This is a genomic window from Nonomuraea sp. NPDC049750 (assembly GCF_040659625.1).
Taxonomy (GTDB): domain Bacteria; phylum Actinomycetota; class Actinomycetes; order Streptosporangiales; family Streptosporangiaceae; genus Nonomuraea.
On record NZ_JBFANB010000003.1, the window covers coordinates 658,640 to 673,594 of the forward strand.

Here is a 14,955-nt window from a genome sequence, read left to right on the forward strand (position 1 = left end):
CGAACCAGAGCGCGCCCGGGTCAGCACTCGATGACGTTGACCGCGAGGCCGCCGCGCGAGGTCTCCTTGTACTTGTCCAGCATGTCCCGTCCCGTGTCACGCATCGTCTTGATGGCCCGGTCCAGGGCGACGAAGTGCTGGCCGTCGCCGCGCAGGGCGATGCGGGCCGCGGCGATGGCCTTGATGGAGGCCACCGCGTTGCGCTCGATGCACGGGATCTGGACCAGGCCGCCGACCGGGTCGCAGGTCAGGCCCAGGTTGTGTTCGATGCCGATCTCCGCCGCGTTCTCCACCTGCTCGGGCGTGCCGCCCAGGACCTCCGTGAGGCCCGCGGCGGCCATGGAGCAGGCCGAGCCGACCTCGCCCTGGCAGCCGACCTCGGCGCCCGAGATCGAGGCGTTCTCCTTGAACAGGACGCCGATGGCCGCCGCGGTGAGGAAGAAGCGGACGATGCCGTCGTCGTCGGCGTGCGGGATGAAGCGGGAGTAATAGGTCAGGACGGCGGGGATGATGCCCGCGGCGCCGTTCGTGGGGGCGGTGACGATGCGGCCGCCCGCGGCGTTCTCCTCGTTGACCGCCAGCGCGAACAGCGACACCCAGTCCATGGCGTGCAGCGGGTCGGTCTTCGGCGACTCGGTCTGCAGGCGGCGGTGCAGGCGGTTCGCGCGGCGCTTGACCTTGAGGCCGCCCGGCAGCACGCCCTCCTTGGCGATGCCGCGTTCGACGCACTCGCACATGACCTGCCACAGGTGCAGGATCTGCGCGCGGATCTCGGCGGCGGAGCGGCCGAACGCCTGCTCGTTCTCCAGCATCAGCGCGGAGATGGACAGGCCCGTGTTGGAGCAGTGCTTGAGCAGCTCATCCCCGGTCGTGAAGGGGTAGGGCAGAACGGTGTCGTCGGGCTTGATGCGATCGGCGCCGGTGGCCTGCTCGTCCACCACGAAGCCGCCGCCGACCGAGAAGTAGACCTTCTCCCGCAGCTTCTCGCCCGATTCGGAGAAGGCGGTGAAGCGCATGCCGTTCGGGTGCTCGGGCAGGGAGATCTTGCGCTCGAAGACGAGGTCCTCGCCCACGACGAAGGGGATCTCGCGCGTGCCGTAGAGCCGGACCGTGCCGGACTCGCGCATCGCGGCCAGGCGCGCGTCGATGGAGTCCACGTCGACCAGCTCGGGCTTCTCGCCCGACAGCCCCAGCAGGACGGCCTTGTCACTGCCGTGGCCCTTGCCGGTCAGGCCGAGCGAGCCGTACAGGATCGCCTCGACGCGGGCCGTACGCGCGAGCAGGTCGTCGTCGTGCAGACCGCGGGCGAACCGGTGCGCGGCGGCCATGGGACCGCCGGTGTGCGAGCTCGACGGGCCGATGCCGATCTTGAACAGGTCGAAGACGCTGATCGCCATTGATGGGCGCCCTTCAGAAGGGCCGGGGCCCGTCAGGACCCCGGCGGGTGGGTCAGGACTCGCCTGAGGTGAGCGCCGAATACTCCTCGGCGGTGAGCAGGTCCTCGGGGTCGCCTTCCACGCGCACGCGGAACATCCAGCCATCGCCGTAGGAGTCGCTGTTGGCCAGCGACGGATCGTCCACGACGGCCTGGTTGACCTCGACGATCTCGCCGCCGACGGGGGTGTAGATCTCGCTCACCGACTTGGTCGACTCGACCTCACCGATGGAGTCGCCCGCCTCGACGGTCGAGCCGACCTCAGGAAGCTGCACGAAGACGACATCACCCAGCGCCTCGGCCGCGTAGGCCGTGATGCCGATGGTCACGGTGATGCCGTCGTCGAGCCCGGCCACCCACTCGTGCTCCTTGGTGTAGCTCAGCTCGTCTGGGATGTTGCTCACTTGTTCCTCCTGTAAAAGGGCAGCTCAATGAGGTCCATAGGTTCATGGCTGCCCCGGATGTCCACGGCCAGACCTGCGTCGGCCCCATTGTCGACGTAGGCCATGGCGATGGGCTTACCCAGGGTCTGGGAGGGTGCCCCGCTGGTGACCTCGCCGACGACGGCGCCGTCCTTGGTCACCGGGTATCCGTGGCGCGGCACCCGGCGACCCCGAGCGACCAGTCCGACGAGCCGGCGCCGCGGCGGCGTGTCCTTGACCGCCTCCAGCGCCGACCTGCCGACGAAGTCGCCCGGCTTGTCGAATTTCACCACTCTGCCCAGCCCCGCGTCGAACGGGGTCAGCTCGACGCCGAGCTCGTTGCCGTACAGCGGCATGCCCGCTTCGAGCCTGAGCGTGTCACGGCTGGACAGACCCGCCGCTCGCAGCCCGTACGGCCGGCCGGCCTCGGTCAGCGCGTGCCAGAGCGGCACGGCGTCCTGGTTGGCCACGAACAGCTCGAACCCGTCCTCACCCGTGTAGCCGGTACGCGCGATGAGCGCCTGCCGCCCGTCGACCAGACCGGGCAGGCCCGCGTAGTACTTCAGCCCGGCGAGGTCGGCGTCGGTGAGCGTGGCGAGGATCTCCTGCGCGCGCGGCCCCTGCACGGCGATCAGCGCGTACTGCTCCGAGCGATCCTCGACCACCGCGTTGTACGACTTGGCGCGATTTTTCAGCTCTTCCCCGACTTTTTCATAGTTGGAGGCGTTAGCCACCACCATGAACTCTTCATCGCCGAACTCCTCGTCCCCGAGCCGGTAGACGATCAGGTCGTCCAGCACCCCGCCATGCTCGTTCACGATCATGGTGTAGCGGGCCCGGCCGGGCGCGAGCGCCGACAGGTGTCCCACCAGCGCGTAGTCGAGCGCCTGGCCCGCCTGAGGCCCGGTCACGAAGATCTCGCCCATGTGGGAGAGATCGAACAGCCCGGCCGCCTGGCGCACCGCGTTGTGCTCGGCGGACTCGCTGCCGTAGCGGAGCGGCATCAGCCACCCGGCGAAATCGGTCAATGTCGCGCCGAGGCTCTCGTGGACGTCTCGGAGCGGTGTAGGACGTGACATATGCGCACCTCAGGGCAGGATCGGATGCCAGACATCCTCCCCCTCTGTCATGGGTGCCTGAGAGCTTCGCCCGTAATTTGCCGGACTTTCACCTTCGGCGAGGCCGCCAGGCCTGCTTTCCAGAGGACACCTCGTCCGTGCGGTCCTTTGCCTTGAGAGGTTCGCGGGGAGGGCTTGCTCCTTCAGGGGACCTGGCCGGATGCCAGGACGCTCTCCCGCACGGTTTCGACGGTGATGTCCGCAAGCCTAGTGCTGTTATGGGGGAGTTGTCGCGTGCGGATCCGGCCGCTTGGGGCCAAAAGGGCTGTACCGGGGGCGGTTCAGCAGGCGGCGACGAGCGCCTCGAACAGCGCGCAGTCCTTCGCCGCCTCCGGATGCCACTGCACGGCCATGGCGAACGTCCTGTAGTCCAGCTCCACCGCCTCGATCGTGCCGTCGTCCGCCACGGCGGACACGGTCAGGCTGGGGGCGAGCCGGTCGATGGCCTGGTGGTGGTAGTGCGGCACGGTCGCCGGCTCGGCGCCGAGCGCCTTGCCGACGAGAGTCCCCGCCACGGGCCGGACGGGCAGGTGGCCGAACTCGCCGGGTGCGGGGGAGTGCCCGGTGTGTCCCACCACATCGGGCAGATGCTGGTGCAGGGTCCCGCCGAGCACGACGTTGAGCACCTGCATACCCCGGCAGATCCCGAGATAGGGCAGGTCGGCCTCAAGAGCCGCCTCGATCACCGCGAACTCCGCCGTGTCCCGAAATTTCCGGATGTAGCCGGTCTGGTCGTGCGGCTCCTGGCCGTACCGCTCGGGCGAGACGTCACCACCACCGGCCAGGATCAACCCGTCCAACCGCGCCACCAGTCGGGCGGGCGACCCGGCGGGCGGCAGGATCACCGGCTGCCCGCCGGCCCGGACCACCTGCTCCACGTACATGTACGGCAGCAGGGCGACGGGCAGCTCCCACACGGTGTAGCGGGCAGGCTCGACATAGGACGTGATCCCGATGACGGGTCGTTCCACAACTTCCCTTCCTTAAGGTCCCTTCCTTAAGGTCCCTTCCTAAAGAGGCGTGACGTGCTCCTAAAGAGGCGTGACGTAGGCGCCCGAGATGCCGCCGTCGACGAGGAACTCCGAGCCCGTGATGAAAGAGGCGTCGTCGCTGGCCAGGAACGCCACCGCCGCCGCGATCTCCGACGCCTCGGCGAAGCGCCCCACCGGCACGTGCACCAGGCGCCGAGCGGCCCGCTCGGGGTCCTTCGCGAACAGCTCCTTCAGCAGCGGCGTGTTGACCGGCCCCGGGCACAGCGCGTTCACCCGGATCCCCTCACGCGCGAACTGGACGCCGAGCTCGCGCGACATCGCGAGCACCCCGCCCTTCGAGGCCGTGTAGGAGATCTGCGACGTCGCCGACCCCATCACCGCCACGAACGACGCGGTGTTGATGATCGAGCCCTTGCCCTGCCGTCGCATATACGGGATCGCGTGCTTGCAGCACAGGTAGACGCTCGTCAGGTTCACCTCCTGCACCCGCCGCCACGCCTCGATGCCGGTCTCCAGGATCGAGTCGTCCTCGGGCGGCGAGATGCCCGCGTTGTTGAAGGCGATGTCGACGGAGCCATAGGTGTCGAACGCCGTCCGGAACATCCGGACGACGTCGTCCTCGCTGGTCACATCGACCTTGACGAAGAGCCCGCCCACCTCGGCGGCGGCCTTGGTGCCCGCCTCCTCGTCGACGTCGGCGCAGACCACCTTGGCACCCTCTTCGGCGAACCGCCGCGCGGTGGCCAGGCCGATGCCGCCGCCCGCGCCGGTGATCACGGCGACGCGGTTGTGCAAACGCTGCATGTGTGTCACTCCGTTGAGATGAAGACGTTCTTGGTCTCGGTGAACGCCATGAGGGCGTCCGGGCCCAGCTCCCGGCCGAGGCCGGACTCCTTGAAGCCGCCGAACGGCGTCCAGTGGCGGACCGAGGAGTGCGAGTTCACCGACAGCGCACCCGCCTCCACGGCCCGCGCGACGCGCAGCGCCCGGCCGACGTCGCGGGTCCAGATGGAGCCGCTCAGGCCGTACGGCGTGTCGTTGGCGATCCGCACCGCCTCCGCCTCGTCCGCGAACGGCACCACCGACACCACGGGCCCGAAGATCTCCTCGGTGAACGCCCGATCGGTGAGCGCCGGCGTCAGGACCGTCGGCGGGAACCAGAACCCCTTGCCCTGCGGGCAGTCGCCCTGCAGGTACGGCGGGCCGTCGATGAAGCCGCGCACCCGCTCCAGATGTTCGGCGCTGATCAGCGGGCCCATCTCGGTGCTCTCGTCGAGCGGGTCGCCGACTCTGATGTTCTGTACGGCCGGCAGCAGCAGCTCCAGGAACGCGTCGTAGATCTCCGCCTGCACCAGGATCCTGGATCGGGCGCAGCAGTCCTGGCCGGAGTTATCGAAGACGGCATACGGCGCCGTTTTCGCCGCTTTTTCCAGATCAGAGTCCGCAAACACGATATTTGCGGATTTGCCGCCTAGTTCGAGGGTTATCCGCTTTACCTGGGTTGCCGCCTTGGCGGCGATCTCCTTGCCCACCTCGGTCGAGCCGGTGAACACGATCTTGGCCACCCGCGGATGCTCGACCAGGCGGGCCCCCGCGACCTCCCCTGCCCCAGGCAGCACCTGGAGCACCCCCTCGGGGAGGCCCGCGGCGAGGGCCAGCTCGGCCAGCCTCAGCGCGGTCAGTGGGGTCCATTCGGCGGGCTTGACGATCACCGTGTTGCCCGCGGCCAGGGCCGGGGCGACGCCCCAGCTCATGATGAGCATCGGGAAGTTCCAGGGCACGATCACGCCCACCACGCCCAGCGGCTCCTGGAAGGTGATGTCCACGCCGCCGGGCACCGGGATCTGCTTGCCGTGGTTGCGCTCGGGGGCGGCGGCGTAGAAGTGCAGCACGTCGCGTACCGCGCCCGCCTCCCAGCGGGCGTTGCCGATCGGGTGGCCGGAGTTCGTGAGCTCCAGCAGGGCCAGCTCGTCCCGGTGCTCGTCCACCAGGTCGGCGAAGCGGCGCAGCAGCCGCGCCCGGTCGCCGGGCGCCACGTCGCGCCAGCTCTGATAGGCCCGCCTGGCACGCTCCACGGCCCGGTCGACCTCGGCCGCGTCGGCCAGTTCCACGTCGGCGAGGATCTCCTCCGTCGCCGGATTGATGATCTGCATCGTGCTCACATCCGCTCGAAACCCCGGAACAGCTCCCAGTCCGTGACAGCCGCGTCGAAGGCGGCCAGCTCGATCCGGGCGTTGTTCGCATAGTGCGCCACCACGTCGTCGCCGAACGTCTCACGCGCCAGCTTCGACCCCTCGAACAGCGCCAGCGCGTCCCGCAAGGTGTGGGGCACGGTCTCGGCGCCGGAGTCGTAGGCATTGCCCCCGAACGCGTCCTCCAGCGGCAACTCCTCGTCGATGCCGCGCAGCCCGGCCGCGATCAGCGCCGACACCGCGAGGTAGGGGTTCACGTCGCCGCCCGGCACCCGGTTCTCGATGCGCAGCGACTCCCCGTGGCCGACGAGCCTGAGCGAGCAGGTGCGGTTGTCCACGCCCCACTTGACGGCCGTGGGGGCGAAACTGCCGGGGACGTAGCGTTTGTAGGAGTTGATGTTCGGGGCGTAGAAGAGCGTGAGCTCGCGCATGTGAGCCAGCTGCCCGGCGATGAAGCGGGCACCGAGCTCGGACAGCCCGTGGGGGCCGTCGCCCGCCATTACCGGGTCGCCGTCCACGCTGCGCAACGAGATGTGGATGTGGCAGGAGTTGCCCTCGCGCTGGTTCGGCTTGGCCATGAAGGTGATCGACTTGCCCTCCTGAGCCGCGATCTCCTTGGCGCCGTTCTTGTAGATGGAATGGTTGTCGCAGGTCTTCAGCGCCTCGTCGTAGCGGAAGGCGATCTCGTGCTGGCCCAGGTTGCACTCGCCCTTGGCGGACTCGACGTACAGCCCAGCTCCCTCCATGTCCCGTCTTATCCGGCGAAGGAGGGGTTCGATGCGGGCCGTACCGAGGAGGGAGTAGTCGACGTTGTAGAGGTTCGCGGGGGACATGTCGCGGTACGCGCGCTTCCACGCGTCCTCGTAGCTGTCCTCGTACACGATGAACTCCAGCTCGGTGCCCACGAAGGCGGCCAGGCCGCGGTCGGCGAGGCGGGCGAGCTGCGCGCGCAGGATCTGCCGCGGCGAGGCGGTCACGTCGTCGCCGCTCTCCCAGGTCAGGTCCGCCATGAGCATGACGGTGCCCTCCTGCCACGGCACCCACCGCAACGTGGAAATATCGGGCTTCATCACGAAATCGCCGTAGCCGCGCTCCCAGGACGACATCGCGTAGCCGTCGACCGTGTTCATGTCCACGTCCACGGCGAGCAGGTAGTTGCAGCCCTCCGAGCCGTGCCCCAGCACCTCGTTCAGGAAGTAGCGCGCCGACAGGCGCTTGCCCTGCAACCTGCCCTGCATGTCGGCGAGCGCGAGCAGCACGGTGTCGACCCGCCCGGCGGCCACCTCGTCACGCAACTCGTCGACGGACAGTGGTCCGGGCTGTGGAAGACCTCGCTCGCTCACAGAAGTTCGCTCGCTTTCCCGCTAATTGGGCTACTCTTAGACCATTGATGTGCATATAGGGATCGCTTGTCAAGACCTGAGGACACGTTGGACGACTCGGCGCGGTTGATGACGGTGTTACGGCCGGTCAGGGCAGGAAACGCCTTCGAGGAGACGGTAGAACGGCTGCTCCAGGCGATCAAGCTCGGCGTGGTCGCGCCGGGCCGGAAACTGCCCCCGGAGCGTGAGCTGGCCGTTCAGCTCGGCATCAGCCGGGTGACGCTGCGCGAGGCGATCCGGGCGCTCCAGGACGCGGGTTACCTCGACGTACGGCGCGGCCGCTACGGCGGCGCGTTCGTCACCTACGCCCCGCCTCCGCCGGAGAGCGGCGACCTGCGCAGGGTCGTGGCCGACATGGGCACGGCCGACCTCACCGACGCGCTGACCTTCCGCATGGCGGTCGAATGCGGTGCGGCGGCGGTGCTGGCGGCGGCCACGCTGACCGACGACCAGCGCTCCCTCCTGCGCGGCCGGCTCGCGGCGCTCAACAAGGCGGGCATCGGGGACTACCGGCGGCTGGACACGGCCTTCCACCTCTCGATCGCCGAGCTGACCGGCTCCGCCCTGCTGGCCACCGCCTGCGCCGACGCGCGCCTGCGGGTCAGCGACCTTCTCAACGCCATCCCGATGCTCCAGGTGAACCTCGACCACTCCGCCCGCCAGCACGAGGCGATCGTGGCGGCCATCCTGGCGGGCGACCCGGAAGGGGCCCGCCGAGCAGTGGCGGAGCACCTGGAGGGCACGGCGGCGCTGCTGCGCGCGTTCCTGTCTTGAGTTCGTTTCCCGGTCCAAATGGTCAAGGGATGACGATTGGCCTCGTAGCATCGTTTTCAAGGTCATGGGGAACTGGTTCGAGCTGAGCATTGTCGACACGGGACGGCTGCCGCTGTTCTGTTTCTTCGTCGCGCTCATCGGGGCCTTCGTGGCCACCCGCGTCAACGTGCGGCTGATCAGGGCGAAGGTCGGCTGGTTCCGCAACGTCAACGTGGGCGAGATGCACATCCACCACGTGGTGTTCGGGGTCGTGCTCATGCTGGTCGGCGGGGTCAGCGGGCTGATCGTGTCCTCGGCGTCGCAGGTGGCCTACGCCGCGGCGGCCGCCGTCTTCGGGATCGGGTCGGCGCTGGTGCTGGACGAGTTCGCGCTGATCCTGCACCTGCACGACGTGTACTGGGAGGAAGAGGGCCGCACCTCGGTCGACGCGGTGTTCATCGCGGTCGCGATGACGGGGCTGCTGCTCACCGGGCTCCGGCCGCTGTCGTTCGACTACGGGACCCCGGTCAATCCAGGCGCGCTGCTCGTGGCGAACATGGTGCTCGCCGTGACCACCCTGTTGAAGGGCAAGATCTGGACCGGGATAGTGGGCCTGTTCGTGCCCGTACTGCTGCTGGTGGGCGCGGTGCGGCTGGCCAGACCCGGGTCTCCATGGGCCCACCTGTTCTACCAGAAGCGGCGCCCGCGGAAGCTGGCCACGGCCGCGCACCGGGAGGAACGGTGGCGCCGGCCGGTGATCAGGGCCAAGATCGCGGTCCAGGAGTTCGTCTCGGGGCGCCACGACCTGCCCTCCACCCGGCGCGGACGCCGGCAGATCTAGCCCGCGCTGTAGACGGGTTCGTCCCAGTCGATGTGGTGCTCGTAGATCCACCGGCTCGGGTTGTCGCCGGTGCGGGCCATGCGTCTCATGGCCAGGCTCATGATCAGGTCACGCGGCACCCGGGCGACGGGACCGAGTGTCTTCCAGCCGCCGGTCCGATTGCCCTGCGCGACGACGCGTTCCACGCGCTCGCGCCGTAGCCGCTGGTAGGCGGCGAACGCGGTGGCGATGTCCGGGCTGTCCCGCAGGCACTTGGCCAGCACGACGGTGTCCTCGATGGCCATGGCCGCGCCCTGCCCGATCGAGGGGGCGGTCGCATGGGCCGCGTCACCGATGATGATCATCCGATCGTTGTGCCACTTCGGCACGGTCGGCACGTCGTAGGTGCTCCAGCCCGCGAAGATCTCGCCGGTCGCCGCGATGATGTCCGCGGCGGGCCCGCGATCGTGCCGGAACAGGCCGATCAGCCGGGACCGCCACTGTTCGGGGGTGATCGCGGCCAGTTCGGCGGGGTCGGGCTCGGCGGCCTGGGCCGGATTCGCCGCCCACCACACCTCGCCGCTCGGATGCGTCGTATGGGTGAAGAAGCAGCGCTTGCCGAAGATCGCGTTCATGGTGCCCGGCTCGCAGCCGGTGGAGACGCCGCGGGCGTAGCCGCCCGTGTTGAGCAGCCCGCCGTAGCGCGCGTCCGGCGCGTGCGGGTCGATGATCTCGCGGGTACGTGACCGCAGGCCGTCCGCGCCGATGAGCAGGTCGCCGCGGACCGAGGTGCCGTCGGCGAACCTCGCCAGCACCCCGTCGCCGGTGCTCTCGGCGTCGACGAGCCGCTTGCCGTACTCGACGCGCACGCCGGATCCGACGGCCCGGTCGCGGAAGGCGCGGTAGAGGTCGGCCCGCTTGACGGTCCGGTCACCATGCCGTCCAGCAGGGTGGTGCCGTACGGCAGCTCGCCGAGCCGCCTTCAGGAGCCGTTGGTGAACACGATGCGCGGCGTGTCGAAGCCGATGTCGCCGAGGTCGACGTCGAGGGCGCGCAAGGCGTCGAGCGCGTTCACCGCGAGCGTCAGGAAGGCGCCCGTGTGGTCGGCGGTCCGGTCGTACGCCTCATAGACGACCGGCGTGATCCCCACCTTGCGCAGGGCGACCGCGCATAACGAGCCCGCTATCCCACCACCGATGATCAGTGCTGTGTATGTCATACACCGAGTGTATGACATACACTTGGCGGGAGCGCAAGCGTGCGGCCCAGCTCGTCGGCGTCGGCGTCGGCGCCGGACGGACGTCGCGAAAGGCGAGGGCGATGGGCGAAGGTGAGGACCATGAACGACAAGCTGCCGCCGGGGCTCGACCTGCTCTGGGGAAGACTCGACGAGCCGGCGCCTGAGCCCAGGCAGGGGCTCAGCCCGCCGCGCATCGCCCGCGCGGCGGTCGAGCTGGCCGACGCCGGCGGCCTTGACGCCGTGTCGATGGCCAGGGTCGCCGAGCGGCTGGGCTTCACCACGATGTCGCTCTACCGGCACGTCAAGAGCAAGAATGAGCTGCTGCTGCTGATGCTGGACACGGTCGCGGCCGTGCCCGCCGAGCTCGACGAGCCCTGCGACGACTGGCGGCGTGGCCTGGAGCGCTGGTGCGCGGCGCAGTGGGTGATGCTGCGCGCCCACACCTGGATCGTGGATCTGCCCGTCACCGGACCGCCGATCACCCCCAACCAGCTGACGTGGACCGATCGCGCCCTGAATGCGCTGCGCGACACCGGGCTCCCCGAAAGCGACAAGGCGGGCGTGGTCCTGCTGATCGCCAACTACATGCTCACCACCGCGCGGATGAGCGCGCATCTCGGCCCCGCCGCCTCGGGGGAGTCGATCGCCGCCTACAGCGCGCTGCTCGGCGACCTCGTCGACGCGCGGCGCTTTCCGGCCCTGCGTACGGCGGTCGACGCGGGCGCCTTCGACTATCCGGAGGACACCGCCGAGCCGGATCGGCGCTTCGACTACTCCTTCGGCCTCGCCCGGATCCTGGACGGCGTGGACACACTCATCCTGCAGCGCGGCGGCCCCGGGCCGGGCTAGAGCGCGATGGCCGGGCGGAGGAAAAAACGGCACTCCAAGTGGTGCTGAAGCCTGTCGGAGCGTCCCGCCGGGTGCCATCCCTCTGCAAGCAGAGTGCTCCGGCGACAGGGCGGCAGCTACGTTCAAGCCCGACGAAGAGCATGATCACTTCCCTGAAGGGAGGAGGGCTTCGCATGCGGCACGACTGAGGATGCCTTGCGTGGTGGCGGACAAGCCAAGACGATTCCAATGGAAGATCACGAGGTGGGTGAGGACGTGCCGGACACCCCGGTCCAGATGGCCGGCGGACGCGGCTTCACCGAGGGACTGCCCGGCATCGCGAAAGACGGCTGCCCAGGGCGCGGCGAAGGCGCACGGCCCATCCAGGGCGATCGAGCCGGTGGGGGAGGCGACGAGGGGGCGGATCCGCTCGGCCAGGTCCTCCAGACAGGCGGAGGGAGCGTCGGTGGGAAGGGGGCGCAGTTCCGCGATGCGGTTCCAGGTGTCTCCGCGCTCGAACCGATCCAGTCCGGCCGCGCTCAGCAGGGTGGCACACAGCAGCATCGACACTTCTTTACGGCCGACGTCCGGCGGGGGCTGCCGCAGGTAGGCGAGGATGTGGCGGCTGTCGGTGCTGAACAGGGCGTGGGCGATCTCGGTTCCGACCGGCCCGCCGAACGAGGCGGTCTCCGGCTCGTAGATGGTCGGCCACCAGCGGGTGAGCACCCCGGACCCGGTCAGGTCGTTCAGCACGGCGTTGACGGCGGCCTTCACATCGGGGACGAGGCCATCGAGCGGGCGTAGCCGGAGCCGCCAGCATGGATGCTTGCGGATGAACCACCATCCGCTGATCAGCTTGCGCTCGCACAGGCGATCCAGGCGTGGGCTGAGGTGCGTCATGGCAGCCTGCTCGGCGCTCTCCCAATCGGCGAACTGGACGCGGATGCTGTACCAGCCATGATCAGCCGTGCGGGCTTCCAACGCCTGGTATCCGGCGGCCTGGTAGGCATCGACTGCGTCGGTGAGAGTCTCCGTGCGGGCGCTGATAGCGGCTGCGGCCACCTCGGCAGGGGTGCCGGACAGTACCGCGAGCACGGCATCGGCCATCTTGCTGGGTGGTACGGGTGGGCGTGAGGGGATCGAGTGTTGAGTAGGCATGTGTTCTCCAGGGTGCGGAGGCGTCGTTCGAGAAGCGCCCGGTAGGTGGCCAGCGCTGTACGCCTCCGTTCGATCAGTGCGGTCGCAGCCTGAGGGTTAGCCGTGGCGCGTAGCTGCGCGACCGCGACCGCGGAGTCGGCGGCGAACACGCCTTCGGCGGCGGCCAGGGCTGGGCCGGTGCCGAACCGGCCGATTTCCGGCCGGTAGGTGTCCAGGCAGAGATCGCGCAGCAATCCGGCACGGTGCACGGTGCGTGCCCACTGTCCGAACGACCGAGTGGCGGGCCCATACCGGTCGCCATCATGCAGGGGCAGCCGGATCCGCAGGTGCGGTGCAGGAGTGTTGTAGCGGATGAACCACCAGTTATCGCAGGGCCCATGCTCCCAATCGGCGAGCAGCCCCGGCAGATGGGTCGTGAGGAGTTCGGCTTGTCGTCCGGGGTGGCCGAACAGTTTCACGTACAGCCACGGTGAGTCTCCGGGCAGGTGGCCGGGACCATGATGGGTTCGCTCGCGCCGCAATGGTCGCGGCCAGGGGTGGGGCGGAGTGGTGGAGGCGAGGGGGACGACGATTTCGTGGGGGCGCCCGCCGAGCCAGGCGTCGTCGCTCACGTCCTCAATCAGCCGGGCTTCGCCGGTGCGGTCCAGGTGGTGGCGTAGCAGCGCCAGGTGTGCGCCCTCGGTCAGGTCCAGGCGGATCAGGACGTCATCGTCGCCCAACCGCACCACGTCCGGGATATGGCGTGAGTGCCGGTGCTCCTGGAAGCGCTCGGCCCATTCCCCGGTGGTGGCGGCCGCTGCGGGCAGGTCAGGGGCGGCGAGGTTCCACCGAGCCGGGCTGAGGACCGTCCGGCCGTACCGGACGCGTGGAAGGAAGGCGAACCGGTCGGCGATACGACCCCACCTGAAGGTGGTGCAGGGTGTCGAGGTCGCGGTGCTGACTTCGCACAAGAACCGGGCCAGGGGGTGGGCGCTGTGGTGCAGGTTGGTCGCGTTCAACATCAACGGCTCCACGGCGCGGCCGCGTGTGAGCGACATCAGGATCAGGCGGCGGGCGTCGGCAGTGACCGCCAAGTCGTCGAGATCAACCGCCGAGTCGCGCAGGTGGCGATGTTCTCCCAGCGACAGCACCGGCAGCACATCCGGAGTGCGGGCCAGGCCGTCCGTGCGGGCACGTAGCGGAGGGACCGACAACTGCACGGCCATCGCGCCGTCCGTGCTGGTCGGGAGGCGACGGTAGGCGCCGATGATCCGCTCCCGGTCCGCGGCGGGCAGAAGGTGCAGAAACCGGCCCACCGAGGTGCCGGCGTGCCGCGACGCGCACACCACCATGAGGGTGAAGTTCCCGGCGTCCAACGCGGCGGGAGTCGGGGCGCTGACGGCGACCCGCACCTCGGTGTGCGGGACGCCCGGCGCTGCCCCGCCGCCCGTCTTCTCCAGCTCGGCCACCATGTCATCGGTAAAGACCAGCTCGGCGTACCCGCTCAGGGCAGCCTTGTGTGCAAGGGCCGCCAGCGCGGCGTCTCTGCGGGTCGGCGCGGGGTCGTGGGTGGTGAGCGAGCCGCGGAACCCGTCGGGATAGCCGAGCCCGCGATCAGGGTCCAGAAGTTCCCGGATGCCCACCAGGGCCCCCGGACCATAACGGTCGACGAACGCGGTGTGGTACCCCTGCCACGCGGGCTGTCTGGGGGCCAGCCGAACCAGGATCGCGGCGGCCGCCTCGACCTCCTCGATCACCGGGGGAGGCAGGCTGATCGAGCAGTCCAGCCGCAGACCGACAGCCAGCCGGGAGCCCGGATCAAGGTCAGCAGAAGTGGCGGCCGGGCCTTGCAGTTGGGCAGTGATGTGAGCGACGGGGTCGGTGACGGTCATCGGCGGTCGCACGCTGGTGAGCAGGATCCGCAACCGCACCAGTTCGGTGAGCATGCCCTCGATGACCGTGACCGGTGCCTGCGGAGACTCGGCGGCCAGCTTCGCCAGCAGATCGCCGAAGACGACCGGAGTGGCCGCCTCCTCCAGGGCCATGCGGACCGCCGCGGTGTAGCGCACGGACACCTCCGACACCGTCCCCTCAGCGCTGGGCTGGTAGGGCAGCACCCAGTCCGCGCCGCGCGCGAACCCCAGGTTGTTCGCCTGGACCGGCAGAACTCGCAGCAAAGCTGGATCGTCTTCCAGCGCGCTGATCGTCTCGGCGAGCCACAGGGAATCCGGCCGCAGTACGGCGGTATGCCGGTCACCGAACGCGACCGAGGTAGCGGAAGCCAGGGTGACAGGGGCGATTCCGGCGAACAGGCCGAACGGTGTGGCCCGGCTCGTCCACCGCAGGAGATAACGCATCAGCGCCTCGGCCGCGCGATGGATCTGACGCGGCCGGAAGGCGTTCGGGTTCGCGCACATCGCGGTGAGGACGTGAGCCAGATCAGGGCTGGCGATTGTGACGGCGTCGCCTACCCCTGGCATCGGCCAGACCTCGCAGATCCAGCCGGCAGCGTCGCGAGCATCGTTCCCGGTGAGGTCGGGCCATGGCGGCAGAGCCAAGTCTTTCGGGTAGGCGGCGACGCGAACGACGGCGGCGTCCACGGCTCGGAAGCGATGCATCTGGCCGTTCCTCCGTTC

The 14,955-nt window shown here is 69.3% G+C and carries 14 protein-coding genes and 1 riboswitch; of the genes, 3 read left to right on the forward strand and 11 right to left on the reverse strand.

The window, feature by feature from the left end; translation table 11 throughout:
- Window positions 1–20 precede the first annotated feature (20 nt).
- The 7 genes from AB0J16_RS11515 to AB0J16_RS11545 form a co-directional block, all read right to left on the reverse strand.
- Window positions 21–1,397: an L-serine ammonia-lyase gene (locus tag AB0J16_RS11515; protein ID WP_358537347.1), complete on the reverse strand. Its 1,377-nt coding sequence runs from the start codon at window positions 1,395–1,397 to the stop codon at window positions 21–23.
- A 52-nt stretch (window positions 1,398–1,449) separates the two neighbouring features.
- Window positions 1,450–1,839, reverse strand: coding sequence for a glycine cleavage system protein GcvH (gene gcvH / locus AB0J16_RS11520; RefSeq protein ID WP_358537349.1), 390 nt, complete (start codon window positions 1,837–1,839; stop codon window positions 1,450–1,452).
- Window positions 1,836–2,936, reverse strand: a complete 1,101-nt coding sequence (gcvT, locus tag AB0J16_RS11525) for a glycine cleavage system aminomethyltransferase GcvT (protein ID WP_358537351.1) — start codon at window positions 2,934–2,936, stop codon at window positions 1,836–1,838. The genes gcvH and gcvT overlap by 4 nt, the downstream gene beginning before the upstream one ends.
- Before the next feature lie 130 nt (window positions 2,937–3,066).
- A riboswitch (glycine riboswitch) is annotated at window positions 3,067–3,164 on the reverse strand.
- A gap of 92 nt (window positions 3,165–3,256) precedes the next feature.
- Entirely contained in the window at window positions 3,257–3,946 is a 690-nt protein-coding gene (locus AB0J16_RS11530; RefSeq protein ID WP_358537353.1) for a gamma-glutamyl-gamma-aminobutyrate hydrolase family protein, read from the reverse strand.
- Between the two features lie 60 nt (window positions 3,947–4,006).
- Window positions 4,007–4,771, reverse strand: a complete 765-nt coding sequence (locus tag AB0J16_RS11535) for a 3-oxoacyl-ACP reductase (protein ID WP_358537355.1) — start codon at window positions 4,769–4,771, stop codon at window positions 4,007–4,009.
- Window positions 4,772–4,776: 5 nt separating this feature from the next.
- Entirely contained in the window at window positions 4,777–6,120 is a 1,344-nt protein-coding gene (locus AB0J16_RS11540) for an aldehyde dehydrogenase family protein (RefSeq protein WP_358537358.1), read from the reverse strand.
- A gap of 5 nt (window positions 6,121–6,125) precedes the next feature.
- Window positions 6,126–7,502 (reverse strand): glutamine synthetase family protein, encoded by a 1,377-nt coding sequence (locus AB0J16_RS11545; RefSeq protein WP_358537360.1) that lies wholly within the window; start codon window positions 7,500–7,502, stop codon window positions 6,126–6,128.
- 108 nt (window positions 7,503–7,610) lie between these two features.
- Between AB0J16_RS11545 and AB0J16_RS11550 the strand changes: the two genes are divergently transcribed.
- Window positions 7,611–8,315, forward strand: a complete 705-nt coding sequence (locus tag AB0J16_RS11550) for an FCD domain-containing protein (protein WP_357943110.1) — start codon at window positions 7,611–7,613, stop codon at window positions 8,313–8,315.
- A gap of 64 nt (window positions 8,316–8,379) precedes the next feature.
- A complete protein-coding gene (locus tag AB0J16_RS11555; protein WP_358537362.1) occupies window positions 8,380–9,135 on the forward strand; it encodes a hypothetical protein in 756 nt (251 codons plus the stop codon).
- On the opposite strand, the gene AB0J16_RS11560 is transcribed toward AB0J16_RS11555, so the two are convergent.
- Entirely contained in the window at window positions 9,132–9,983 is an 852-nt protein-coding gene (locus AB0J16_RS11560) for an FAD-dependent monooxygenase (protein ID WP_358537365.1), read from the reverse strand. The two genes, AB0J16_RS11555 and AB0J16_RS11560, sit on opposite strands and share 4 nt — an antisense overlap.
- 113 nt (window positions 9,984–10,096) lie before the next feature.
- Window positions 10,097–10,333, reverse strand: coding sequence for an NAD(P)-binding protein (locus AB0J16_RS11565; RefSeq protein WP_358537368.1), 237 nt, complete (start codon window positions 10,331–10,333; stop codon window positions 10,097–10,099).
- A 120-nt stretch (window positions 10,334–10,453) separates the two neighbouring features.
- Here AB0J16_RS11565 and AB0J16_RS11570 point away from each other — a divergent pair, with 120 nt between their 5' ends.
- Window positions 10,454–11,203 (forward strand): TetR/AcrR family transcriptional regulator, encoded by a 750-nt coding sequence (locus AB0J16_RS11570; RefSeq protein ID WP_358537371.1) that lies wholly within the window; start codon window positions 10,454–10,456, stop codon window positions 11,201–11,203.
- A 144-nt stretch (window positions 11,204–11,347) separates the two neighbouring features.
- On the opposite strand, the gene AB0J16_RS11575 is transcribed toward AB0J16_RS11570, so the two are convergent.
- Both AB0J16_RS11575 and AB0J16_RS11580 read right to left on the reverse strand, forming a co-directional pair.
- Window positions 11,348–12,082, reverse strand: a complete 735-nt coding sequence (locus tag AB0J16_RS11575) for a thiopeptide-type bacteriocin biosynthesis protein (RefSeq protein ID WP_358537374.1) — start codon at window positions 12,080–12,082, stop codon at window positions 11,348–11,350.
- Window positions 12,079–14,937, reverse strand: coding sequence for a lantibiotic dehydratase (locus AB0J16_RS11580; protein WP_358537377.1), 2,859 nt, complete (start codon window positions 14,935–14,937; stop codon window positions 12,079–12,081). The genes AB0J16_RS11575 and AB0J16_RS11580 overlap by 4 nt, the downstream gene beginning before the upstream one ends.
- Window positions 14,938–14,955: the final 18 nt, after the last annotated feature.

What these genes read in the sequence shown, in the direction of transcription:
- gcvT (WP_358537351.1), bottom strand. Translation starts at nt 2,936, where the DNA reads ATGTCACGTCCTACACCGCTCCGAGACGTCCACGAGAGCCTCGGCGCG.
- AB0J16_RS11555 (WP_358537362.1), top strand. Translation starts at nt 8,380, where the DNA reads ATGGGGAACTGGTTCGAGCTGAGCATTGTCGACACGGGACGGCTGCCG.
- AB0J16_RS11580 (WP_358537377.1), bottom strand. Translation starts at nt 14,937, where the DNA reads ATGCATCGCTTCCGAGCCGTGGACGCCGCCGTCGTTCGCGTCGCCGCC.
- AB0J16_RS11515 (WP_358537347.1), bottom strand. Translation starts at nt 1,397, where the DNA reads ATGGCGATCAGCGTCTTCGACCTGTTCAAGATCGGCATCGGCCCGTCG.
- AB0J16_RS11570 (WP_358537371.1), top strand. Translation starts at nt 10,454, where the DNA reads ATGAACGACAAGCTGCCGCCGGGGCTCGACCTGCTCTGGGGAAGACTC.
- AB0J16_RS11550 (WP_357943110.1), top strand. Translation starts at nt 7,611, where the DNA reads ATGACGGTGTTACGGCCGGTCAGGGCAGGAAACGCCTTCGAGGAGACG.
- AB0J16_RS11540 (WP_358537358.1), bottom strand. Translation starts at nt 6,120, where the DNA reads ATGCAGATCATCAATCCGGCGACGGAGGAGATCCTCGCCGACGTGGAA.
- AB0J16_RS11575 (WP_358537374.1), bottom strand. Translation starts at nt 12,082, where the DNA reads ATGACGCACCTCAGCCCACGCCTGGATCGCCTGTGCGAGCGCAAGCTG.
- AB0J16_RS11565 (WP_358537368.1), bottom strand. Translation starts at nt 10,333, where the DNA reads ATGACATACACAGCACTGATCATCGGTGGTGGGATAGCGGGCTCGTTA.
- AB0J16_RS11535 (WP_358537355.1), bottom strand. Translation starts at nt 4,771, where the DNA reads ATGCAGCGTTTGCACAACCGCGTCGCCGTGATCACCGGCGCGGGCGGC.